Raw genomic sequence first — 22,926 nt, forward strand, 5'->3', positions numbered from 1 at the left:
GTTTTTTTATTTTTTGAGTTGAGTAACTTCATGAGCTTATCTCCAAAGCAAGAACAATTGTTTAAACAAGCAAGCAAGCATATTCCGGGTGGTGTGAACTCACCTGTACGTGCATTTAATAGCGTAGGCGGAACGCCTGTCTTTATTGAAAAGGCACAAGGTGCATACTTGTATGATGTGGATGGTAAGCGCTATGTAGACTATGTGGGTTCATGGGGACCAATGATTTTAGGTCATGCTCATCCTGAAATTATTAAAGCTGTACAAAGTGCTGCGGTAGATGGTTTAAGTTTTGGTGCACCTACGGTACATGAAACGACGTTGGCCGACATTATTTGCGAAATTATGCCGTCAATTGAGTTGGTACGTATGACCAATTCAGGTACTGAAGCAACTATGACTGCGATTCGTCTTGCGCGAGGCTACACAGGTCGTGACAAGATTGTAAAATTTGAAGGCTGTTACCACGGTCACTCAGATTCACTGTTAGTAAAAGCAGGCTCAGGTTTGTTAACTAGCGGTGAAGGGGAAGCGACTTCAGCAGGTGTTCCTGCCGACTTCGCCAAACACACACTTACTCTTCCATATAACGATATTGCTACTTTAAAAGAGTGCTTTGCTAAGTTTGGTTCAGAGATTGCAGGGGTGATTGTGGAGCCTGTGGCAGGGAATATGAACTTAGTCAAACCAATCGAAGGCTTCTTACAAGCGATTCGTGATGTATGTGATGAACATGGTTCTGTTTTTATCATCGATGAAGTGATGACTGGTTTCCGTGTTGGATTGGGTGGTGCACAAGCTCACTATGGAGTGACTCCTGATTTAACCACTTTAGGTAAAATTATTGGTGCAGGCTTACCTGTTGGTGCATTTGGTGGTAAACGAGAAGTGATGGAGTGTATTGCGCCACTGGGTAAAGTTTACCAAGCAGGAACATTGTCGGGGAATCCACTTGCGATGCGTGCAGGGATTGAGATGTTTAAACACCTCCGCCAAGATGGTTTCTATGAAAAATTGACGACACAGCTAGAAAAACTTCTTGCTGGCTTACAAGCCGCGGCTGATGAGGCGGGTATTGCATTTAAAACACAACAAGTAGGTGGTATGTTTGGTTTGTACTTTACCGATCAAGAAGACATTACTAGTTTTGACTCGATGCTCAAGTGCGATATCGACGCATTCCGTAAATTCTTCCATGGTATGTTAGACCGTGGCGTGAACCTTGCACCTTCAGCATTTGAAGCAGGTTTTATTTCTGCCGCACATACAGATGAAGACATTGAATTTACTCTTCAGGCCGCAAAAGATGTTTTTGCCAGCATGAAGTAAATTTTCAGTTCTATCATTATACAGCCCATCTTAATCGATGGGCTTTTTTGTATTAGGTATTTGGAGGAATGAAAAATGAAAATCAAACATTGTTTAACGTTGGTAGATGCTGAATTTATACTAAGTCATGCTTTTGATTATGCTCAGACGCATTAACTTAATGTAAGTATTGCTGTTGTAGATGAAACAGGAGTTTTACTGACAATGAAGCGAATGGATGGAGCATCGCCTATGACAGCAAATTTATGTATTGAAAAAGCCAAATGTTCAGCAATGAGTCGTCGCCCATCAAAGTTATTTGAAGACTTGATTCGATCTGGGCAGATGGGCTTCCTGAGCATGCAAAGCTTTTCGGGAATGCTCGAAGGTGGCGAACCGATTATGTATGAAGGGCAATTGGTTGGAGCAATCGGAGTATCAGGTGCAAAATCTTTTCAAGATGCTGAAATTGCGCAACATGCACTTTCTATATTTTTTGCACAGTTCAATTTCGAAACTTGAGGGCTTCAAAGTAGCTACAAAATATGGTTGAGTAAAATTCGCAAGGATGCGAGCAATTTTAAAATTCTAGTTGTGAACTAAATCACAATATAAAAAATGGATTATTAAAACAAGATTTTTTTAAAATAAATAAATCATATATTTATATTAATATGTAAAAATAAAATACATATAATAAAAATTATTTTAAATATTACATGTGGTTTTTGTTACACGAAAAAACATTAATTTTGACTATTTTGGTTGGTGATATAAAAATTAAATAATTTTGAAATAAATAATATTCATTTTTATAAATACAACCAATATATTTGCATTTATATTTTCTGAGGCGTATTTTAACAGTGGCTTTGTTGCATAAAGCCCTTAAAGATAGAGCTTTCCTAAGTTGCTCAAATTTAAGTGACAACTTGGGTATGAGGTCGGCCTAATTCTGTAAATCTATTTAAAATGGCTATACGAGCATGTACCTCGTTGACTTGGCTTTGAAAGTTCCTAGCACTGAGTTTATCGCCTAATAATTTGATGCAGTGCATCTTGGTTTCAACCAGACTTCGCTGATGGTAGCCCGACCATTTTTTCCATAGTGTCCTGCCTAAACGTTTAACAGTGCGAAGTAATTCATTTCGCTCTAGCGAATGAACTTTTTTATCTTTCCAAGGCTTGGCATTTTTTCTAGGTGGAATCACTGCATGTGCTTGCCGATCTGCAATGACCTGTCGGCATTGCTTGGTGTCATAAGCGCCATCGGTATATACGGAGTCAATCTGCTCATCCAATGGAATCTGATTGAGTAAATCCCCAAGCACCTGTGAATCACTTACATTGTTGGTCGTGAGCTGAACGGCTCGTATTTGCAGGGTTCTAGCATCTATACCAATATGAAGTTTACACCATTGGCGACGATATTCAGACTGATGCTTTTTACGTTTCCATTCACCTTCGCCCAAAAACTTTAAGCCAGTAGAGTCTACGAGTAGATGAAGCCCATCACTGTTTTTCTGATAACTAATTGCAATATCAATATGCTTTTGTCTTCTACAAAGCGTACTGTAATCTGGTGCTGTCCAATCTAATCCACAAAGTTTAATTAAGCTTTGAACAAAGCCAGTGACCATGCGTAAAGTAAGTCTAAATAGAGATTTGATCATCAAACAGCATTGAATCGCTATGTCGGAGTAGGTTTGACTTCGACCTTGTTTGCCTTGAGGTTCTGCATACCATTGTGTTTTTGGATCGAACCAAATGGCAATATTCCCACGATTAATGAGAGCTCGGTTATATGCGGGCCAATTGGTTGTGCGGTAGATTTTGTGTGTAGGCTTCTTCATTTGGAAATTATATTGCTGAAGAAGCCCTTAAGAACAGCTTTGTGCAACAAAGCCTCTAAAATCTAAAAAGAAAAAGTAAGCTTTAAACCAGTTATAAAAAACCCATCTCATTTGATGGGCTTTTTTATATTATTTTAGATGCAGAATAAAAAAGAGACGTTAGATAGATAGGGACGAAAGCTTTTCAATATGCGAAGAGTAGAAAATATATAATTCAGTATTTCTTTACTTGACTGAATTTTTAAATAAAGCATCTGATATAACAGAAAGGCTATAATTCTCCTGAAATACTTGCTGATCAGTGTCTTGGATGTATTAAATATGCTTATTGCACTATAAAATGGATGGTTTAGGAGTAAACATATAAAATTCATTAATCGCTATTTGCACAATTGGAACTTTCTGGGAACCTAGATGAAGTCACTTTTAGGGGACATGTTAATTACAAATTACGTTGATTAACTCTTGAATGTGAATCTCTAAGGTATCCAAAGTAGGGAGCGGTAAAATAGTATCCTTAAATATTAAAGGCAGTTCCGTACAGCCTAATATAATGGCATCAATATCATCTTCTTCATGCATTCGTTGCACAATTTGGAGCATCTGTTTTTGTGTTTCAACGGAAACAATCCCATGCTCTAATTCGTTAGAAATTTTGTCTGCAATAAATAACTGCTCATCCGCGTGAGGCATCACAATATTTATTCCAGATTCAACAAAAGGCTTTTTAAAAAACGCTGCCTGCATTGTAAATTGTGTTCCGAATAGCCCAATTTTTGCGTAATTTTGACGTTGTGCTACCTTTTTTGTCGCCTCCACAATACTTATTAATGGTACTGTCGAATTTGCTTGAAGTTGATCAAAAACAATGTGAGGGGTGTTGCCTGTTAGGGCAATAATTTCTGCACCACCAGCAATTAGGCTATTAATTCCTTTCATTAAGTACGAAATCAGCCCATCAAAATCTTCATGCTCACAGAACGCTAAAACTTCAAATACATTTAGGCTCTCGATTGTTAAGTTGGGGAAGAATGTTGGTCCAACTTTTGCCTGTAAGGAGTAAACCAGTTTTTTATAATAAAGCAGAGTCGATTCGGGTCCTATACCACCAATTAATCCAAGTTTTTTCATTTTTGAGCCTCTAGTCGACGTTCTGTTGTGGTTTTTCCCGCGACACCCCAATTGTCCATTTCAACTTCATCAATAATGACCATCGTTGTTGCTGGATTTTTATTTAAAACAGTGACTAAGAGCTGAGTAATCCCATTAATAATCTGCTTCTTTTGTTCAATTGTAGGCGCTTCATTTCCACCTGTCACTTTCACATTTACGAAAGGCATCGACATTCTCTACACAGTATAAAATTAAGATCTCAAATGTTAGAGGGTATTATTCTTCAAGAAAATTAAATAATATTGAGTAAATCGTTTAATTTTATTAAATCATGGAAATTAGCCAACTTAAAACGCTTATTGTGCTTATTGAAACTGGAAGTATTACTGGTGCAGCAAAAAAGTTAAACCGAGTACCTTCCGCAATTACTATTCGCTTACAGCAGCTTGAGGCGTATTTGGGAGTATCACTTTTTATTCGAGAGAAAAAAAGTTTAATTGCGACACCCAAAGCATTATTACTGTATCAATATGCAAAGCAAATTGTAGCACTGGCGTATGAAGCTGAAAATACAATCAAAGCTGATCAACCTTGTGGGCCTTTACGAGTGGGGGCATTGGAAAGTATGGCGGCAACAAGATTACCCGCACCACTAGCTCAGTTATATTCGATTTATCCTGCAATTGAATTGGAACTGGTTACAGGTATACGCGATGGCTTATATCAATCTTTATTGGGTGGCGAGTTAGATGTTGTTCTAATTGGAGATGCTCCTCAAAATCCACTGTTGAATCGTTCGCTCATTTATGATGAAGAACTTATAATTATTGCGCCTAAGGGGCATCCTAATATTTTAATGCCTTCAGATGCTGAAAGTGCAACTATTCTTGCATTTAAAGAGGGTTGTTCTTATCGGGATCGACTTTTAAACTGGTATCAGTCCTTTAATATCTCACCAAAAAGAATAGCTGAGGTTGCATCCTATCACGCAATTCTAGGTGGTGTAGCCGCGGGCATGGGGATTGCGATTATTCCCAAAGCGATGTTCGATACTTTTCCAAATCAAGATTTATTGTCCGTACATTATATAGATTCAGCATTAGGACGCATCCAGATTGAATTAATTTGGAGAAAAGAATTAATTTCTGCAAATATACAAGCTTTAGAAAAGTGCCTCCTGAATAGGACGTAAATGATTGATTTAATCTTATGCTCGTATGAAGCTTTGGATGATCTTTTTTTGCATATATTATTGGTCAAACTTATGATGTTTCTAGCGTTTGAATAGAAACTATTGAATTCCAAAATAAAAATGGGGGAAGAATGGATAAATACTTACTGGTCACCTTGGTGGTTGGTGCATGTATACTTTTGGTGATTTACACTCAGCTTGCACCAACAGGTGGGCAAAAAAACTTTAAGCAAATTGTGCAACAGGCATTTAGTCGTTATAAAGTGATCGAAAAAAATTACACCATTATGATTTGTGAGATCAACCATCGCAATGAACCAGAAGAGTTGGTCTTTATCCGTATTGACCCTGCTCAAAAGAAAAATTTGCGCACTTCAGGAAGAATGCTGATCGTCACCTATCCCAAAGCACCTTCAGTACGTGAAATGCGTAAAGACTTTAAAGGCTATGTCACTTAATTCATTAGCGTCGACGAGAGCTACTACGGCTGCGTCCACGTGCCATGCCGCCTAAAGCATTGAGTACAGCAAGTTTGGTCATACTGCCCGAAGCATGTGCATGACAGATAGCAGCAGCAAGTGCATCGGCGGCATCTTGCTGTGGTTTGATGCTCAGGTTTAAAAGTTTCATCACCATCATTTGTACTTGTTCTTTGTCTGCAGCACCGTAACCGACCACAGACTGTTTAATTTGACGGGCTGTGTATTCTGCAACTTGTAAGTCTAAGTTTACTAGTGCAGCAATTGCGGCACCACGTGCTTGGCCTAGCTTCAGTGCGGAGTCAGGGTTTTGTGCCATAAAGACTTGTTCAACAGCAGCTTCAGTTGGACCATGAAATTTTACAATACGATCAATCCCTGCAAAAATACGCTTTAGACGCTCAGGCATTTCAGCTGTTTCGGTGCGAATCGTGCCAGCATCGACAAAAATTAGTTTTTGACCTTCTTTTTGAATAATACCGTAGCCTGTGAGGCGAGAACCGGGGTCAATACCAATAATTAATGACATGCTTGCCCTTTAAAAAAAATAATATGCCCATATTGTTACATAAGCGTATCAAAAAAGCTTGATGTTGATTGAGCACTTGATTCTTGCACCTTATTCATTTTGTTGAGATTAGATTAATTTTCATGAAATTATTTCTTTTTATATTAGCTGGTGTCATTCTTGAAGTCTTCGTATGGATTGGCGTGGGCGACCTCGTTGGTAGCATGTGGTACGTGTTCTTCTGGTTTATTGCTGCTTTCTTTATTGGTATGAGCCTGATTCGTAAGTATTCAGCTGGTTTAATGCCACAAATGCAGCAAATGCAAGCAGGCCAGATGGGTGCAGACCCTGCATTAACCAACAATCTGCCAAAAATCATTGCGGGTTTTCTTTTATTAATTCCAGGCTTGGTGACAGATGTGGTTGCGGTGTTGTTGCTTATTCCAGCAGTACAAAAAGCGATGACAGCCGCACTGATGAATGTGATGATGAAACGTCAGCAAGCGATGATGGAAAAAATGATGGGTGGCATGATGGGAGATATGAATGGCATGGGCGGTGGTGCTCAAGGTCAAAACCCATTTGCAGATATTATGCGTCAGATGCAAGAAATGCAACAACAGCAGGGCAGTTCAGCTTATCGTGACTCGAGTATTATTGATGGTGAAGCGCGAGAAGTCACGCCAGATGCAAAAAAAATTGAAATGAAAGATGTGAATAAGTAATTTCATGCCTAATTTTAAAGCTGAGTTCTAACTCGGCTTTTTTTTCATTATAAAAATGTTTTAAGTGCTTATGATTTAAAATAAATATAACAAACGATATAATTATTTTTTAAATTTATGCCGCTTTTTTATGTCATTGCTTTTCACGATTTGCGCATTACATTTTGTTGCACAGCTAAGTCCTGGCCCTGATGTTTTGCTGATTGCCAAAAGTTCAGCTTCGACCACAAAAAAAAATACGTTAAAAACGATCTTGGGTATTTCCGTTGGTATCGTAATTTGGGTGATTTTAACCTTGTTAGGTTTTACCGTACTCATCGACAAAATGCCGTGGATTCAACAGGTATTGATGGTGGTTGGTGGGGTGTTCCTTGCACGTATGGGTTGGCTGATGTTAAAAGCAGGTCTCAACACATTGCAGCAAGAAGCTTTACTGGATGATGGTCAAAAACTTCCTACGCCTACGGCCAACCACTATTTTATGTCAGGTTTGCTAACGAACTTGTCTAACCCGAAAACACTGATTTATTTTAGTAGTGTGTTTTCACTAGCCTTGAGTTCTAGCGCAAGTCCCTATTTAAAAATACAACTTGCGGTCATTATTCCAATCCAAACTTTTATGACTTTTGCACTGTTGATGCTGCTTTTATCATTACCTAAAATTAAAGCAGCATATCAACGTTCAGGAAGTTATATCGACATTTTTTCTGGTGGGTTGTTCCTGATTTTTGCTTTATGGCTTTGGTACGATGCTTTTGTAATCTACATCTAAGTCATTTTTAAGCTCTTTAGATGATTGAGCCTGTTCCACGCTAGACATTTCGTCTTTTTTACTTTGTGTATAGCGGTTGGGCTGCAATGTCGTTTCAGTATTTTCTGATCCCTTATAGCTGCGGCTGCGGTTGGCACGTTCGCGTAAACCGCCTTTTTTAATCAACTGAACCATTCTTTCTTCCTCATCGTTGCATCTTATTTTAATGAACAATGGCTAAAAAACTAAAGGGTTTTGAGTAAATATGATGGAATACGTCAAAAACTATTATGTTACAAAATGAAATTGTCATGATTCGGTGTCATAAAGAAGAATATGCGTTAAATCAATTGATTAATCTTTCAGTGTAAGCCGTTGCTGACATCACTTCAGGTGAATTGCGCTTGAGTCTCAACAAATACTCACATAAGATAAATGAATCTAACATTCTGTGAGGCAGGGTGATGGACAATAAAAACAAGAAAGGACAAAAACAAGGGGGTAAAGCGATGCTCTATCAATATCACTGTGCATGTTGTGAAACAGTTGTTGCATCAACAGAAAAAGACTGTCCAAACTGTGGATCACATAATATTCGAAGTCCTTTTGGATTTTGGATTTTTTGTATTGTTGCATGTCTTGCAGCGGCGATTATCGTTAAATCTGTACAAGTCTATTTGGCCGACCGAAACAGTGAACCCGCTGCCGTGACTTCGCTCTTTGATGTACTCAACCATGAGAATAAACCCAAGTAGTGGAGTTCAATGACTTCACGACTGAATTGATGGACTATTTTGCAGCAGTCAAAATAAAAAAACCCGCATTAAGCGGGTTTTTTTGAGATCAAACTTATAAACCAGCTGAAGCTTTAAGCGCTTCCACTTTGTCTGTTTTTTCCCACGTAAATGCTGTATCTGAACCTTCACGACCGAAGTGACCATAAGCAGCAGTTTGCTTATACATTGGTTGAATGAGGTCGAGCATACGAGTGATCCCATATGGACGTAAGTCGAAATGTTCACGGACTAATGCAATGATCAGCTCTTCAGATACTTTTGCTGTATTGAACGTATTGATCGAGATAGACGTTGGCTCAGCCACACCAATGGCATAAGACACTTGAATTTCACATTTGTCTGCAAGACCCGCAGCTACGATATTTTTCGCAACATAACGACCTGCATATGCAGCAGAACGGTCAACCTTAGATGGATCTTTACCAGAGAAAGCACCACCACCGTGACGTGCCATACCACCGTAAGTGTCTACAATGATTTTACGACCTGTTAAACCACAGTCGCCCACTGGGCCACCAATCACAAACATCCCTGTTGGGTTGATGTGGAATTTGGTCTCTGCATGGAACATTTCAGCAGGGATCACTTTTTTCACGATTTCTTCAATCACAGCTTCTTTTAAGTTGCTTTGAGAAATTTCAGGATCGTGCTGGGTAGACAGAACCACTGCGTCTAAACGAACAGGCATGCCATTTTCATAAGCAAAAGTCACTTGGCTTTTTGCATCTGGGCGTAACCATGGTAAAGCGCCACTACGACGTAGTTCAGCTTGCTTTTCCATTAAACGATGTGCATATGAAATTGGAGCAGGCATAAGCACGTCAGTTTCACGGCTTGCATAACCAAACATTAAACCTTGGTCACCTGCGCCTTGATCTTCAGGCTTTTGACGGTCTACACCTTGAGCAATCTCTGGTGACTGCTTACCAATCATGTTGATGACTGCACATGTTGAACCATCAAAACCAAGGTCAGAATGGTGGTAACCAATGCCATTTACGGTCTGACGAACAATCGCTTCGAAGTCAACATTTGCAGTTGTTGTGATTTCACCGGCAAGTACTACCGCACCCGTTTTTACAAGCGTTTCACAAGCAACCCGCGCATATGGGTCTTCTTTTAAGATCGCATCCAAGATAGCATCACTGATTTGGTCAGCCATTTTATCTGGATGGCCTTCGCTTACAGATTCCGAGGTAAATACAGCGTACTCGCGCATAAGTCCTATCACAGTTAATTTAAAAGACGCAATATGGTACATCGACTTAGCCGTTTGAGCCAGTTCTACACGACCAAAATGACTGAATTTATTTCAATTCAACGACTTTTTATCTGATATAGGCATCTAAAAAATTGATATAGCGTTTATTTTTAGTTCGAAATGGCAAATTAACGGGTTTTTCTTCAAAATATAGAGGCATGTATTTTGGAGTGTTATGCGCTGTTTATATTTTAATATAAAACAAAAACTTGACTTATTTTTTATTGGTTTTCTTGTTTTGGCATTAAATAAAAAATGCTCAAAATATGTATCATAAAAGAATCTATAATTTGTCCTAATTCATGAAAAATCTAAAAAAATGAATAAAATTCACCATGCGTGTTTAATTGTATGTAAAAAATACAAATGTATGCTGAGATGTGTTTGATACTCAAAGATAACGGTTTGTTCTGATTAGTGAATAGGATGATTGAGCTTTGTTTTTAAAAGTTGAAGATTCTATCGTATGGGATTTGAACTAGAGAAAAGCTAGTGAGGCATTTCTGAGTGAAATTGTTGTGATTTTAGGCAATGCCCGCATTTATTAGACATTGATGATGAATAAATAGCGAAATATTGTCCATTAGGCTTTACCCATTCCTCTTTTTTTAAGACAATATACCTATCTTTGAATTCTATTCATCTTACTCTTTAAATCATTTGTTTGGACTCTGACCTATGACAACCCCGCTTAACGAACGTCGTATTGCAAACGCAATTCGTGTATTGGCAATGGATGCTGTGCAAAAAGCAAACTCTGGACATCCAGGTGCGCCAATGGGGATGGCTGATATCGCTGATGTGGTATGGCGTGAGTTTTTCAACCATAACCCGACTAACCCACAATGGGCGAACCGTGACCGTTTTGTACTATCAAATGGTCATGGCTCTATGTTGCAATATGCATTATTGCACCTTACGGGCTATGATTTATCAATTGAAGATTTAAAAGCATTTCGTCAACTGCACTCTAAAACGCCGGGTCACCCAGAGTTAGGTTATGCACCGGGCATTGAAACTACGACTGGCCCGCTTGGTCAGGGGATTGCAAACGCAGTTGGTTTTGCTCTAGCTGAAAAAACTTTAGCAGCGCAGTTCAACAAAGATGACCTAAGTGTTGTTGACCATTTCACTTATTGTTTCTTAGGTGATGGCTGTTTAATGGAAGGTGTTTCTCACGAAGCATGTTCACTTGCAGGTACTTTAGGTCTGGGTAAACTGATTGCTTACTATGATGACAATGGTATTTCGATTGATGGTGAAGTAGAAGGTTGGTTCTCTGACGATACAGAACAACGTTTCTTGGCTTACGGTTGGCAAGTACTTAAAGTTGATGGTCATGACGCAGATGCATTACGTGCTGCAACTTTGCAAGCAAAAGCTGAAACGAAAAAACCAACGATCATTATTTGTAAAACGATTATTGGTCTAGGTTCACCAAACAAACAAGGTAAAGAAGATTGTCACGGTGCGCCACTTGGTAATGACGAAATCGCATTAACACGTGAAGCATTAGGTTGGGCAGAAGGTCCATTTGAAATTCCTGCTGACGTTTATGCAGCATGGGATGCAAAAGCAAAAGGTACAGCTTCTGAAGCGGCTTGGAATGAGTTATTTGCGCAATATGCAGCAAAATATCCAACTGAAGCAGCTGAATTGAAACGTCGTCTTTCAGGTGAATTGCCAGCTGAATTCCTTGTTCAAGCAGATGCGTTTATTGCTGAAACTAATGCAAAAGCTGAAACTATTGCTACACGTAAAGCAAGCCAAAACACATTGCAAGCATTTGGTCCATTATTGCCTGAATTATTAGGCGGTTCTGCGGACTTGGCTGGTTCTAACTTAACCCTTTGGAAAGGTTGCCAAGGTGTTCAAGACAATCCAGCGGGTAACTACGTACACTATGGCGTACGTGAGTTTGGTATGACTGCAATTGCAAACGGTGTTGCGCTTCACGGTGGTTTCATTCCTTACGTTGCAACATTCCTTATGTTTATGGAATATGCGCGTAATGCAGTACGTATGTCTGCGTTGATGAAACAACGTGTAATCCATGTATATACACATGACTCAATTGGTTTGGGTGAAGATGGTCCAACGCATCAACCTGTAGAGCAAATTGCATCTTTACGCGGTACACCAAACTTAAATACTTGGCGTCCATGTGACACCGTTGAAGCCGCTGTGTCTTGGAAATCTGCACTTGTACGTTCAGAAGGCCCAACTGCGTTGATCTTCTCTCGTCAAAACCTACCATTCCAAACACGTACAGATGCACAAATTGCAAATGTAGCGAAAGGTGGTTATGTATTGGCTGAAGAAAAAGGTGAATTAAAAGCGATTATTATTGCGACGGGTTCTGAAGTATCTTTAGCAATCGAAGCGCATGCACAACTTGAAGGTGTGCGCGTCGTGTCTATGCCATGTGCAGAAGAATTTGTGAAGCAAGATGCAGCGTACCGTGAAGCGGTTCTTCCATCAAACATTCGTGCGCGTGTTGCTGTTGAAGCAGCTCACGTGGACTACTGGTGGAAGTTTGTAGGTTTAGATGGTCGTGTAATTGGTATGACGACTTATGGCGAATCTGCACCTGCGAAAGACTTGTACCAATACTTCGGTATTACGACTGAAGCAGTTGTTGCTGCGGTAAAAGAATTGACAGCTTAATTTAAAAAATTAACTGTTTGAAGGACGCTCCAGTTTAGGGGCGTCTTTTATTTTGAAAGGTGTATGTAATATGCCAGCTGCTGCTGAAGTAGCTACATAAATTTTAGGTGATGATATGAGCTTGTACGATCAAATTCATGATGAAGTTGTATTGATGGATGCGGGCGAACAGAAGTGGATTGGACCAGATTTACCTTTGGAGGCTATGGTTGCAGTTGAACTGTTATTGCAAGATTTAGCAGAAGATAAGCAAATTAAGATTCGTCGTAAAAATCATGAAAAGCAGACAGGTATGAAGTTGATTGATCGGATTCTGATTGAAAAACTATGATGGCTGTCACCTTTAAAGAAAAAGCCTTATTGAAGCGATTCAATAAGGCTTTTTCTTTGTAGTGATTTCAGCTTAAATATAAGCCTTACAAAAAATAAATATTACTTTGAGAACAAAATGGAAATACCAAATATTCATATCGTGCCACTGACAGAAATTGATCCTTCGATCTGGGCTACATTATGGCAAGCTTATCAGGCATTTTATCAGGTTGATTTATTGGAGCAGATATCTGAAAACACATGGCATAAACTAACTGATTCTAAGTGTGAGCATATGTATGGTTTTGCGGCACTTATGGTAGGTCGGGTTGTAGGAATTGTACATGTGATAGAGCATGAAAGTTGTTGGACGTTAAAGCCTTACGCATACTTACAAGATTTGTTTACGCATGAAGACTATCGTGGGCTAGGGGTTGCAAGCGCTTTAATCGAACACGTCAAAATGCATACCGAAAAGCGAGCATGTGATCGGGTTTATTGGCTCACCCATCAGGACAATTTGGTCGCACAGCAACTTTATAATAAAGTCGCGAAGAAGACTGGTTTCATTCAATATCGGGCGTAGCTAAGTTGCTACATTTAAAAACAATTATATCGTTCTAAAGTTGCAACATATCGTTTTATCTTTATAGATGTATTCACTGTAGAACTCTATAGACTAAGCAGTATTCCAATGTGAGATAAAAACATGAACTTTAAAGCTTTAACAATCGGTTTGGCTGTTGCAACTGCGACTACATTTGCTATGGCGAAACCTGTGACATATCAAATTGACCCTACACATACAGCAACAGTTTTCACATGGAGTCACTTTGGTTTTTCAACGCCATCTGCAAACTTTAGCGACATTCAAGGTGTGATTAACGTTGACAATGCAAAACCTGCAAATTCATCGGTGAATGTAACGATTCCTTTATCTAGCTTAAACACGAACGTAAAAGCTTTGGATGAGCACTTACAGGGTGCAGATTTCTTTGATGCAGCAAAATATCCAAACATCACTTTTAAAAGTACTAAAGTACAAGCGGTTGGTGCAAACAAATACAAAATCACAGGTGACTTAACTGTTAAAAACGTGACTAAGCCTGTTGTATTGGATGCTGTATTGAATAAGCAAGGTGAGCATCCAATGACGAAAGCTCAATCTATTGGTTTCAATGCGACAACTTCTTTTGACCGTTCTGCTTTTGGTGTAGGTGCATATGTGCCTAACGTGGGTGATAAAATCACTGTGAATATCACCACTGAAGCATCTGTTCCACAGCCTAAAGCCGCTGCGAAATAAGCGATATCTACCAAAAAAGCACCTTATTAGAGGTGCTTTTTTATGTCTGCTGTAAACTTAAAAGTTAGAGCAAAAGATCAGCCGAACGGAGTAAGGTTGAACTATGAAACCAGTGCTTTTAAAAACGCTGCCAAAACTTGTCCAGAGACATGTTCTAGTTGGGCTGCAAAGCGTTGGTTCTCTGCACGCAATGCTGGAATATTAATGTTCGCTTGACGAAGTTCAGCAGTATGCCCGATTAGCCATTTTTCTAAACCATCGGCTGCAACCTCTGGATGGAACTGTAAGCCAAGAATATTATTGCCTACACGAAAAGCTTGGTTGGGATAAACTTCTGAGCTGGCCAACAGCTCAGCTTGAGCAGGGAGTTCAAAGGTGTCGCCATGCCAATGAAGTACTTCAGTTTCTACCAATGCTTGTAATGGGTTATGTTCAACGGCATTGAGCTGTAACTGACTCCAGCCAATTTCTTTGCTATGACCTGCATATACTTTTGCACCGAGCGCATGTGCAATCAACTGCGCACCTAAGCAAATGCCTACAGTCGGTAAATTCTTTTCTAAACGAACTTTCAGTAAGTCTATTTCTTTTTGTAAGAAAGGGTAGTCTTCAGTTTCATACACCCCAATCGGGCCACCTAAAATGACGGTTAGACCTGTGTAGTTCAATGCTTTAGCTAAGTCATCTTTGCCTGCTTCAAAATAGCGTACCCGATAACCTAATTGATATAATACATCTTCCCATGCGCCCAAATCTTCAAAAGCAAGATGCTGAATCGCGTAAATGGTATCGGGTAGTGTCGTCATAGCTGGCTCGTTCACAGGGGTTAAAGGAGTGTAAAAATGTACAGGGAAATGCGTGGAAGTTGAAGGTAATAAATCAGAAAAGATGTAGAAAATTTTAAATTCAATCCAAGGTTTTACTTGAGTTGTAGCATGTTTTTAATCATCCATTTGCTTGAGCTTAAAATTTCCCGTTGTAGATCTTCATCCGCCATGCTGCGTGCCATGACGATAGCACCGACCAGTTGACACAGTACCGCCCAAGCTTGTGTTTCACTGCCTAGTTGTTGTGTAAAGAGTGCGTGACCACGAAGCATTTCTTGTTGAAAATACAGTTTTGTTGTTTCACTACTGCGTGCTACCTCGGTTGCAAGAGAGGGAATAACGCAGCCTTGATCTGGGCGTTGCACATGAGAAAGGGCTAAATAACGTTCAAGTTCGAAGTCAATCCAATCTTCGAGGTTGTCATGCGGATTGGCTTGCCATGCTTGGAAGCTGTGTTGCAACTCGAATTGGATCAGTGCTTCAAATAGTTCATGTTTTGATGAAAAATGCGAATAAAAAGCACCGCTGGTCATTTGAGCCGCTTTCATAAAACCGTCGACACCTGTATTGGAAAAGCCTTGTTTCTTGGCCAGTTGAGCACTGATTTTGAGTAGCTCACGACGTTTTTCTTCTTTATAGCCTGTTTTATAGCGCATAGGAGTTTCATCAAAATAAAATTGACTGATGCTGAGAATTATAACATAGTGATCGTTATGATAACGATCGTTATTTTATAAAGGGAGTGTATTTATGGATGGATTACAGCCAGAGCAGCAGTTTCAAAAGGCTGATGCGAGAAAGAAAGTTGCATTAGTGATTGGCGCAGGAGATGCTACAGGGGGTGAAATCGCGAAACGTTTTGCACGCGGTGGATACGTTGCCTGCATGACACGAAGAAATGCGGAAAAGCTTCAGCCCTTAATTGCAGAAATAGAAGCTGAAGGTGGTCTTGCATATGGTTTTGCTTCTGATGCACGTAAAGAAGAGCAAGTGATCGCTTTGGTGGAAGAAATTGAAGCCAATATTGGTGAAATCGATGTTTTGGTGTTTAACATTGGTGCGAATGTGCCATGTAGTATTTTAGAAGAAACTGCACGTAAGTATTTTAAAATTTGGGAAATGGCTTGTTTCGGGGCGTTTCTGACTGGGCGTGAAGTGGCGAAGCGTATGGTCGTGCGTGAACACGGTAGTATTATTTTCACGGGGGCAACTGCAGGCATTCGCGGTGCAGCAAACTTTGCAGCTTTTGCAGGGGCGAAACATGCACTGCGTGCCTTAGCGCAAAGTATGGCACGTGAGCTCGGCCCGAAAAATATTCATGTGGCACACGTAGTGGTGGATGGCGCAATTGATACCGACTTTATTAAAGACAGTTTTCCTGACATGTACGCGCGGAAAGAACACGATGGCATATTAAATCCCGTGCATATTGCAGAAAATTATTGGCATTTGTCGCAGCAACCGCGTGATGCATGGACGCATGAGTTAGATTTAAGACCTTGGATGGAAACGTGGTAAAAGGACAAAGCATGAAAAGCGTAGAATTTTATTTTGATTTAGGCAGCCCATATAGTTATTTGGCTTACTATCGTTTACTGCAAATGGCAGAGCAGCAAGAGATTCAGATTGTCTATAAGCCTATTTTATTGGGCGGGGTGTTTAAAGCAACAGGCAATCGTAGTCCGATTGAGATTCCAGTCAAAGGGGGTTATTCAATTTTAGATATGCAGCGCTGGGCGGAGTATTACCATATTCCAATGCAGATGAACCCGCATTTTCCGATGAACACTTTAACCCTAATGCGCATTTTGACAGGCGTTCAATTGTTGCATCTCGAAAAGTTTGAGCAAGTTTTAAAACTTTTATTCGATGCGATGTTTAGGATACCACAAAATCTGAATGAACCTACTGCCTTGGCAGAAGTGCTAAAACCGAGTGGCTTCTCTGTAGAAGATATTATGAGTATGGTTCAGTCGGATGTAGTGAAACAGAAACTGATCACTGAAACAGAATTGGCCATTCAGCGTGGCATTTTTGGTGCACCGACATTCTTTGTGGGTGATGAAATGTATTGGGGCCAAGATCGCCTACATTTTGTAGAACAAGCGTTGAATAAAGCTGGCTAAAATACAAGTTAAAAGAACACACCATTAAAGATCAGCCATAAAATCACGGCTGATCTGTTTCACATTAAAACAATCGTTTAGGCGTATGTTCCATGTCTAGACTGACTATTTCATGTTCATCTTTTAAGTCTACACCTGAGTAGCCGAGTTTTTTAGAGCTACGCATGAGAGACATTAGCCGTTGAACTGCAACAGGAATGCTTAAGCCCGCAGGCCGAACATTTGAAATACAGTTCCGTTTAGAATCCAACGTGCCTGAGGCTGCTTTCCATGTATAGTAAATGCCCATACTATCAGGTGAGCTTAGACCGGGTCTTTCGCCAATTAGCATCACGAGCATAGTCGCTTGTAGGCACTCTGCAACAGGATCACCCAAAGCGACTCGGCTTCCAGTCGCAATAACCATCGGTGCAATGCTCCAGCGCTCAGTGTGTAGATGTGAGATGAAATGCTGAATAAAAGGTACAGCATTTTCCTCAATTGCCCGTGCTGATAGTCCATCACCAATCACAATACAGACATCATAGTTTTGTGGGTTACTGGATTTAAAAACCTCTAAGCCGTGCTGTGAAGCTGGACTTAACAGGCGACCAAGGTCAGGACGTTTTAAGTATTCTTGCTTATTTTCAGCTTGACTGTGTATCGTCAGACTATCCAAACCTAGTGTATTAAAACTTGCAACTAATTGTTCGACATCTAAAGCTTGATGTACCGCATCTTGTGCTTCCGCATGTGCCAGTTGAAATTTCAGCAGTTCATGGGTCGGAATACTACAGCCAGCGCGACCAATGGCGATGCGGGCATCAGTAAATTTCTTTAAGTTTTCCCAAACATCCTGATGCTGTTCAGATTGATAATTTTCTAGAGGAACAAGTGACATAAGTTGCTCCTTATATATGTAGAAGTTTTTCAAATTGTGGTGGGATATGTTTTGGCCAGAGAATGTGCTGTTGCTGTTGTTTAAAGATGCCTTGTTCAGCCAACCACAGATCAAACTCAGGTGCGGCTTTTAAGCCCAAAAGCTGCCTTAAATACAGTGCATCATGAAATGACGTGGTTTGATAGTTCAGCATGACGTCATCCGAGCCTGGAATACCCATAATAAAGTTCAGGCCAGCTGCACCAAATAGTGTGAGTAGTACATCCATGTCGTTTTGGTCGGCATCGGCATGGTTGGTATAACAAATGTCACAACCCATAGGTAAGCCTAAGAGCTTGCCACAAAAGTGGTCTTCTAAGCCTGCACGGATAATTTGTTTGCCATTGTATAAATACTCTGGGCCAATAAAGCCAACAACTGTGTTCACCAGCAGTGGGTTGAATTTACGGGCTACCGCATAGGCACGGACTTCTAAAGTTTGCTGATCTACGCCGTGATGTGCATTACTAGATAAAGCACTACCTTGACCTGTTTCAAAATACATCACATTTTGTCCCACAGTCCCACGCTTGAGAGCTAGTGTCGCTTCATAGCCTTCGCGCAGTAATTCAAGGTTAATGCCGAAACCTTCATTGGCACGCTGTGTGCCTGCAATGGACTGAAACATTAAATCAATCGGCACATTTTTCTCAGCCAATTGAATCCCTGAACTGATATGCGTCAGTACACAAGACTGGGTTGGAATGTGATGCTCTTGGATCACATGATCAAGTAATTTGAGTAGCTCCGATAAATTTTGTAGGTTATCGGTTGCAGGGTTAATCCCAATGACGGCATCACCATTACCATACATCAAACCATCCAAAATACTGGCCGATATACCCAAGAGATCATCGGTTGGGTGATTGGGTTGTAAACGGGTTGAGAGATGGCCTTTTAAACCGATGGTGTTGCGAAATTGGGTGACGACTTCACATTTACTCGCAACCAAGATGAGGTCTTGATTGCGCATAATCTTACTCACTGCAGCCACCATTTCAGGGGTTAAGCCGAGCGAAAGTTGTTGTAGTTTCTGCGTAGTCGCATCTTCACTGAGTAGCCAATTACGAAAGTCTCCTACGGTAAAATGTGAAATCGGCGCAAATAAATCACTGCGGTGCTCATCAATGATTAAGCGTGTGATTTCATCTTGTTCATAGTCAATTAATGCCTCAGTTAAGAATTGTTTGAGTGGAACATCGGCCAATGCCATTTGTGCGGCAACATGTTCTGTGGCATTTTCAGCTGCAACACCTGCAAGTTGATCGCCTGAGCGCAGAGGAGTCGCTTTTGCCATTAAAGTTTTTAAATCATTAAACGTATAGTGCTGATGTCTAATCAACGTTTTATAAGCCATGTTATAGGTCCTTCTATAAGTCTTGTTCGGCCTTACGAATACTTTCAAATTCTTCTTCAGGCGTGCCTTGAACGAGTCGATGGCGACTATGGAAAATAAAGTAGGCAATAAAGACCGCATAAATAGCGGCAGCCATAAACCAAACTTTAGGATCCACCACAAAACCAGCAATCACTGCAATGCTGGCTAAAACCAAAGCAATCGATGAGGTGACAATTCCACCTGGGGTTTTATAGGGACGGTGTAACTCTGGACGGCTGATGCGCAGTTTAATGTGAGAAAGCATCATCAAGACATAAGAAATGGTCGCACCAAATACCGCCATCAGGATGAGTAGATCACCTTCACCTGTTAGGGACAATAAAAAGCCAATGATGCCGGGAATAATAATCGCTAAATAGGGTGCTTTGTTTTTATTGGTCAGTGATAACGAGGTCGGTAAATACCCCGCACGTGATAAGGCAAAAATTTGACGTGAATAGGCATAGATAATAGAGAAGAAACTCGCAATTAAACCTGCTAGACCGACAAAATTGACAAAACTTGCTAACCAACTGTTTTGACCATAGACTGCCACCAATGCATCAACTAAGGGTGCGCCTGATTCTTTGAGTTGTTCTGCGCCAGCAGCACCAACACCTAAGAGCAGAATAAGTAGGGCAAAAGCGGCCAAAATCAACATTGAACCGATCAAACCACGCGGTAATGATTTGGATGGATCTTTGGCTTCTTCGGCTGCCAGTGGTACACCTTCTACTGCTAAAAAGAACCAAATGGCATAGGGTACTGCCGCCCAAATACCGATATAACCCATTGGGAGGAAGCTACTTGCTCCAATATTTTCAGTTGGTGCAATGTCAAATAAGTTGGCGCTGTTAAAATGTGGCGCCATCGCAATGATAAAGACAAAAAGAGCTACGGCTGCAATGGCGGTAATGACAAACATGATCTTGAGTGCTTCGCCTGCACCTTTGAGATGAATGCCCATAAAAACCAGATAGCAGATTAGATAAATGATCCATCCACCGACACCAAATAAGGACTCGCAGTAAGCACCAATAAAGCATGCGATAGCCGCAGGGGCGATGGCATATTCAATTAAAATCGCTGTGCCTGTGAGATAACCGCCAAGTGGACCAAATGCGGTACGCGCAAAGCTATAGCCACCTCCCGCAGTAGGTAGCATGGTGGCCATTTCAGACATAGACAGGCACATGCATAAGTACATGATGGCTACGACAACCGTTGCGATAAACATACCGCCCCAGCCACCTTGAGCAAGACCGAAGTTCCAGCCAGCAAAGTCACCTGAAATGACATAAGCCACACCTAAACCGACTAATAATAGCCAGCCTACTGCACCTTGTTTCAGTTGCCTTTTTTCAAAATAATCGTCAGATGTGCTTACAGTTGAAGTCGAGAGCGGAGTCGTTGAGCTGTTAATGGGAGAATCGGTCATGTGAAGCTCCATATCTTGAGTTTTTATAGATGGCTTGATGGATGCAATATTTATGCAATTTCAGTACCAAGCGATTAGACGTCCTGTCTAATGTTTAAATGACACAGCTTTGAATTATTGTTTTGATGGTTGATGGTTGATGGTTGATGGTTGATGGTTGATGGTTGATGGTTGATGGTTGATGGTTGATGGTTGATGGTGGAGACTGTTCAGGGTAACGAATTACCCTAAACACGTAGAGAACTGTATGCGAATAAACTAAGTGCTTAGAAGAAGCCCATTGGCTTAGTGGCATAGCTTACAAGCAAGTTTTTAGTTTGTTGGTAATGATCAAGCATCATTTTGTGGTTTTCACGACCAATGCCAGATTTTTTGTAACCACCAAATGCCGCATGCGCAGGGTAGATATGATAACAGTTGGTCCAAACACGACCCGCTTCAATTGCACGACCCGCGCGATAAGACGTATGAGCAGAACGTGACCATACTCCTGCACCTAGACCGTAAATGGTGTCATTTGCAATTTTAATCGCATCATCAAAGTCTTTGAACGTTGTAACCGAAAGCACTGGTCCAAAAATTTCCTCTTGGAAAATTTTCATGTCGTTTGTGCCTTTGAAAATGGTTGGTTCGATATAGAAACCTGTACCCACTTCATTACGTTCACTACCACCCGTCAGTAATTGAGCACCTTCATTACGTCCTGTTGCGATACAGCCTAAAATTTTCTCTTGTTGTTCTAAAGAAGCTTGTGCACCAATCATCGTTTCAGTGTCTAGTGGGTGACCTGTTTTGATGCGTTTGACACGTTCAATTGCTTTTTCCAAGAATTTATCGGCTATGCTTTCTTGAACTAATGCACGTGAAGGGCAAGTACAAATCTCACCTTGGTTCAACGCAAACATAGCAAAGCCTTCAAGCGCTTTGTCAAGATAATCATCGTCTTGATCCATAATATCTTCAAAGAAGATGTTAGGAGATTTACCACCAAGCTCTAAAGTTACTGGAATAATATTTTCAGTTGCATACTGCATAATCATTTGCCCAACAGCGGTTGAGCCTGTGAATGCAATTTTTGCAATACGTGGGTTAGTTGCAAGTGGACGGCCTACTTCAACTCCATAACCATTTACAATGTTTAAAATACCTGGTGGGAGTAAGTCTTGAATCAGTTCAACCAAGACTAAAATACTTACAGGCGTTTGCTCAGCTGGTTTAAGAACAATACAGTTACCTGCTGCAAGGGCTGGAGCAATTTTCCATGTTGCCATTAAAATTGGGAAGTTCCATGGAATAATTTGTCCCACAACACCTAATGGCTCGTGGAAGTGATAGGCAATAGTGTCTTCATCAATTTCAGAAATACCACCTTCTTGTGCACGAATACAACTTGCAAAATATCTGAAATGATCAATTGCAAGTGGAATATCTGCAGCTAAGGTTTCACGTACTGGTTTACCGTTATCCCAAGTTTCAGCTACAGCCAATTTCTCTAGATTTTCCTCTAGACGATCAGCAATTTTAAGGAGTAAATTAGAACGTGTAGTTGGAGAAGATTTATTCCATTGTGCTTTAGCTTTGTGTGCAGCATCGAGAGCAAGCTCAATATCTTCAGCAGATGAACGTGGGATTTTAGTAAAGGCTTTACCGTCGACAGGAGAGATATTTTCAAAGTATTCACCTTTTATTGGAGCAACCCACTCGCCACCAATAAAGTTTTCATACTGTGCTTTAAATTCTACTTTTGAACCAGGTTGGTTAGGGTCTACGTAGCGCATATTGAAGTTCCTTTGCTTATTGATTTTTTAAAAGCATCTACAGCTTTGGTATAAGGTACATCAGTACAATATTTAAGTAGCATACCTAATATAAGGTTGGAAAAAGGTTGGAAGGATGCAGGTTTACAAGCTTCCGACAAATGTTTACAACCATGCAATACAGTGGATGTGTATCAGGAATTGTTTTG

24 protein-coding genes and 1 pseudogene are annotated in these 22,926 nt (G+C 40.5%); 13 read left to right on the forward strand and 12 right to left on the reverse strand.

Features of this window, described 5'->3' with window-relative positions; translation table 11 throughout:
- The first annotated feature begins 30 nt into the window (after positions 1–30).
- Together hemL and CDG62_RS09890 are read left to right on the forward strand one after the other, a co-directional pair.
- Positions 31–1,329, forward strand: a complete 1,299-nt coding sequence (gene hemL / locus CDG62_RS09885; RefSeq protein WP_087528823.1) for a glutamate-1-semialdehyde 2,1-aminomutase — start codon at positions 31–33, stop codon at positions 1,327–1,329.
- A gap of 75 nt (positions 1,330–1,404) precedes the next feature.
- Positions 1,405–1,830, forward strand: a pseudogene (locus CDG62_RS09890) (GlcG/HbpS family heme-binding protein).
- Positions 1,831–2,228: 398 nt separating this feature from the next.
- Here the strand turns inward: CDG62_RS09890 and CDG62_RS09895 are convergent.
- The 3 genes from CDG62_RS09895 to CDG62_RS09905 form a co-directional block, all read right to left on the reverse strand.
- Positions 2,229–3,161: an IS5 family transposase gene (locus CDG62_RS09895; protein ID WP_087528927.1), complete on the reverse strand. Its 933-nt coding sequence runs from the start codon at positions 3,159–3,161 to the stop codon at positions 2,229–2,231.
- 438 nt (positions 3,162–3,599) lie between these two features.
- Entirely contained in the window at positions 3,600–4,292 is a 693-nt protein-coding gene (locus CDG62_RS09900; protein WP_087527075.1) for an aspartate/glutamate racemase family protein, read from the reverse strand.
- Positions 4,289–4,501 (reverse strand): tautomerase family protein, encoded by a 213-nt coding sequence (locus tag CDG62_RS09905; RefSeq protein WP_087527076.1) that lies wholly within the window; start codon positions 4,499–4,501, stop codon positions 4,289–4,291. Before CDG62_RS09905 ends, CDG62_RS09900 begins: the two co-directional genes overlap by 4 nt.
- 104 nt (positions 4,502–4,605) lie before the next feature.
- Between CDG62_RS09905 and CDG62_RS09910 the strand changes: the two genes are divergently transcribed.
- The gene (locus CDG62_RS09910; RefSeq protein WP_087527077.1) at positions 4,606–5,466 is read left to right on the forward strand and encodes a LysR family transcriptional regulator; all 861 of its coding nucleotides are present in this window, start codon (positions 4,606–4,608) and stop codon (positions 5,464–5,466) included.
- 131 nt (positions 5,467–5,597) lie between these two features.
- Positions 5,598–5,924, forward strand: coding sequence for a hypothetical protein (locus tag CDG62_RS09915; RefSeq protein ID WP_087527078.1), 327 nt, complete (start codon positions 5,598–5,600; stop codon positions 5,922–5,924).
- 4 nt (positions 5,925–5,928) lie between these two features.
- Here CDG62_RS09915 and ruvC read toward each other — a convergent pair whose 3' ends face one another.
- Positions 5,929–6,474 (reverse strand): crossover junction endodeoxyribonuclease RuvC, encoded by a 546-nt coding sequence (ruvC, locus tag CDG62_RS09920; RefSeq protein ID WP_086210186.1) that lies wholly within the window; start codon positions 6,472–6,474, stop codon positions 5,929–5,931.
- Positions 6,475–6,596: 122 nt separating this feature from the next.
- On the opposite strand from ruvC, the gene CDG62_RS09925 reads away from it, so the two are divergent.
- Positions 6,597–7,178: an FxsA family protein gene (locus tag CDG62_RS09925; RefSeq protein ID WP_087527079.1), complete on the forward strand. Its 582-nt coding sequence runs from the start codon at positions 6,597–6,599 to the stop codon at positions 7,176–7,178.
- 130 nt (positions 7,179–7,308) lie between these two features.
- The gene (locus CDG62_RS09930) at positions 7,309–7,950 is read left to right on the forward strand and encodes a LysE family transporter (RefSeq protein WP_087527080.1); all 642 of its coding nucleotides are present in this window, start codon (positions 7,309–7,311) and stop codon (positions 7,948–7,950) included.
- On the opposite strand, the gene CDG62_RS09935 is transcribed toward CDG62_RS09930, so the two are convergent.
- Positions 7,912–8,124, reverse strand: a complete 213-nt coding sequence (locus tag CDG62_RS09935; protein WP_087527081.1) for a hypothetical protein — start codon at positions 8,122–8,124, stop codon at positions 7,912–7,914. The genes CDG62_RS09930 and CDG62_RS09935 overlap by 39 nt on opposite strands.
- 314 nt (positions 8,125–8,438) lie before the next feature.
- On the opposite strand from CDG62_RS09935, the gene CDG62_RS09940 reads away from it, so the two are divergent.
- The gene (locus CDG62_RS09940; RefSeq protein WP_162904071.1) at positions 8,439–8,684 is read left to right on the forward strand and encodes a hypothetical protein; all 246 of its coding nucleotides are present in this window, start codon (positions 8,439–8,441) and stop codon (positions 8,682–8,684) included.
- A gap of 94 nt (positions 8,685–8,778) precedes the next feature.
- Here the strand turns inward: CDG62_RS09940 and metK are convergent, their stop codons facing one another.
- On the reverse strand, positions 8,779–9,945 hold the full coding sequence (gene metK, locus CDG62_RS09945; protein ID WP_087527083.1) for a methionine adenosyltransferase: 1,167 nt from the start codon (positions 9,943–9,945) through the stop codon (positions 8,779–8,781).
- Positions 9,946–10,665: 720 nt separating this feature from the next.
- On the opposite strand from metK, the gene tkt reads away from it, so the two are divergent.
- The 4 genes from tkt to CDG62_RS09965 all read left to right on the forward strand — a co-directional run bounded on the left by tkt (position 10,666) and on the right by CDG62_RS09965 (position 14,272).
- Positions 10,666–12,654 carry a transketolase gene (gene tkt / locus CDG62_RS09950; protein WP_087527084.1) on the forward strand — a complete coding sequence of 663 codons (1,989 nt, stop codon included), beginning with the start codon at positions 10,666–10,668 and terminating at the stop codon, positions 12,652–12,654.
- Positions 12,655–12,769: 115 nt separating this feature from the next.
- Positions 12,770–12,985 carry a hypothetical protein gene (locus CDG62_RS09955; protein ID WP_004696769.1) on the forward strand — a complete coding sequence of 72 codons (216 nt, stop codon included), beginning with the start codon at positions 12,770–12,772 and terminating at the stop codon, positions 12,983–12,985.
- A 117-nt stretch (positions 12,986–13,102) separates the two neighbouring features.
- The gene (locus tag CDG62_RS09960) at positions 13,103–13,552 is read left to right on the forward strand and encodes a GNAT family N-acetyltransferase (protein ID WP_087527085.1); all 450 of its coding nucleotides are present in this window, start codon (positions 13,103–13,105) and stop codon (positions 13,550–13,552) included.
- Positions 13,553–13,675: 123 nt separating this feature from the next.
- Positions 13,676–14,272, forward strand: a complete 597-nt coding sequence (locus CDG62_RS09965; protein ID WP_087527086.1) for a YceI family protein — start codon at positions 13,676–13,678, stop codon at positions 14,270–14,272.
- A gap of 101 nt (positions 14,273–14,373) precedes the next feature.
- Here CDG62_RS09965 and CDG62_RS09970 read toward each other — a convergent pair whose 3' ends face one another.
- Entirely contained in the window at positions 14,374–15,078 is a 705-nt protein-coding gene (locus CDG62_RS09970) for a glutamine amidotransferase (RefSeq protein ID WP_087527087.1), read from the reverse strand.
- 113 nt (positions 15,079–15,191) lie between these two features.
- Positions 15,192–15,755 carry a TetR/AcrR family transcriptional regulator gene (locus CDG62_RS09975; protein WP_087527088.1) on the reverse strand — a complete coding sequence of 188 codons (564 nt, stop codon included), beginning with the start codon at positions 15,753–15,755 and terminating at the stop codon, positions 15,192–15,194.
- Between the two features lie 94 nt (positions 15,756–15,849).
- Here CDG62_RS09975 and CDG62_RS09980 point away from each other — a divergent pair, with 94 nt between their 5' ends.
- Positions 15,850–16,617 (forward strand): SDR family oxidoreductase, encoded by a 768-nt coding sequence (locus tag CDG62_RS09980; RefSeq protein WP_087527089.1) that lies wholly within the window; start codon positions 15,850–15,852, stop codon positions 16,615–16,617.
- 11 nt (positions 16,618–16,628) lie between these two features.
- A complete protein-coding gene (locus CDG62_RS09985; protein WP_087527183.1) occupies positions 16,629–17,225 on the forward strand; it encodes a 2-hydroxychromene-2-carboxylate isomerase in 597 nt (198 codons plus the stop codon).
- Between the two features lie 64 nt (positions 17,226–17,289).
- Here CDG62_RS09985 and eutC read toward each other — a convergent pair whose 3' ends face one another.
- The 4 genes from eutC to CDG62_RS10005 all read right to left on the reverse strand — a co-directional run bounded on the left by eutC (position 17,290) and on the right by CDG62_RS10005 (position 22,738).
- Positions 17,290–18,105: an ethanolamine ammonia-lyase subunit EutC gene (eutC, locus tag CDG62_RS09990; protein WP_087527090.1), complete on the reverse strand. Its 816-nt coding sequence runs from the start codon at positions 18,103–18,105 to the stop codon at positions 17,290–17,292.
- 10 nt (positions 18,106–18,115) lie between these two features.
- Positions 18,116–19,501, reverse strand: coding sequence for an ethanolamine ammonia-lyase subunit EutB (locus CDG62_RS09995; protein ID WP_087527091.1), 1,386 nt, complete (start codon positions 19,499–19,501; stop codon positions 18,116–18,118).
- Positions 19,502–19,514: 13 nt separating this feature from the next.
- On the reverse strand, positions 19,515–20,960 hold the full coding sequence (gene eat / locus CDG62_RS10000; RefSeq protein WP_087527092.1) for an ethanolamine permease: 1,446 nt from the start codon (positions 20,958–20,960) through the stop codon (positions 19,515–19,517).
- A gap of 266 nt (positions 20,961–21,226) precedes the next feature.
- Positions 21,227–22,738, reverse strand: coding sequence for an aldehyde dehydrogenase family protein (locus CDG62_RS10005; RefSeq protein WP_086210170.1), 1,512 nt, complete (start codon positions 22,736–22,738; stop codon positions 21,227–21,229).
- Between the last annotated feature and the right edge of the window lie 188 nt (positions 22,739–22,926).

Source organism: Acinetobacter sp. WCHA55, assembly GCF_002165305.2.
Taxonomy (GTDB): domain Bacteria; phylum Pseudomonadota; class Gammaproteobacteria; order Pseudomonadales; family Moraxellaceae; genus Acinetobacter.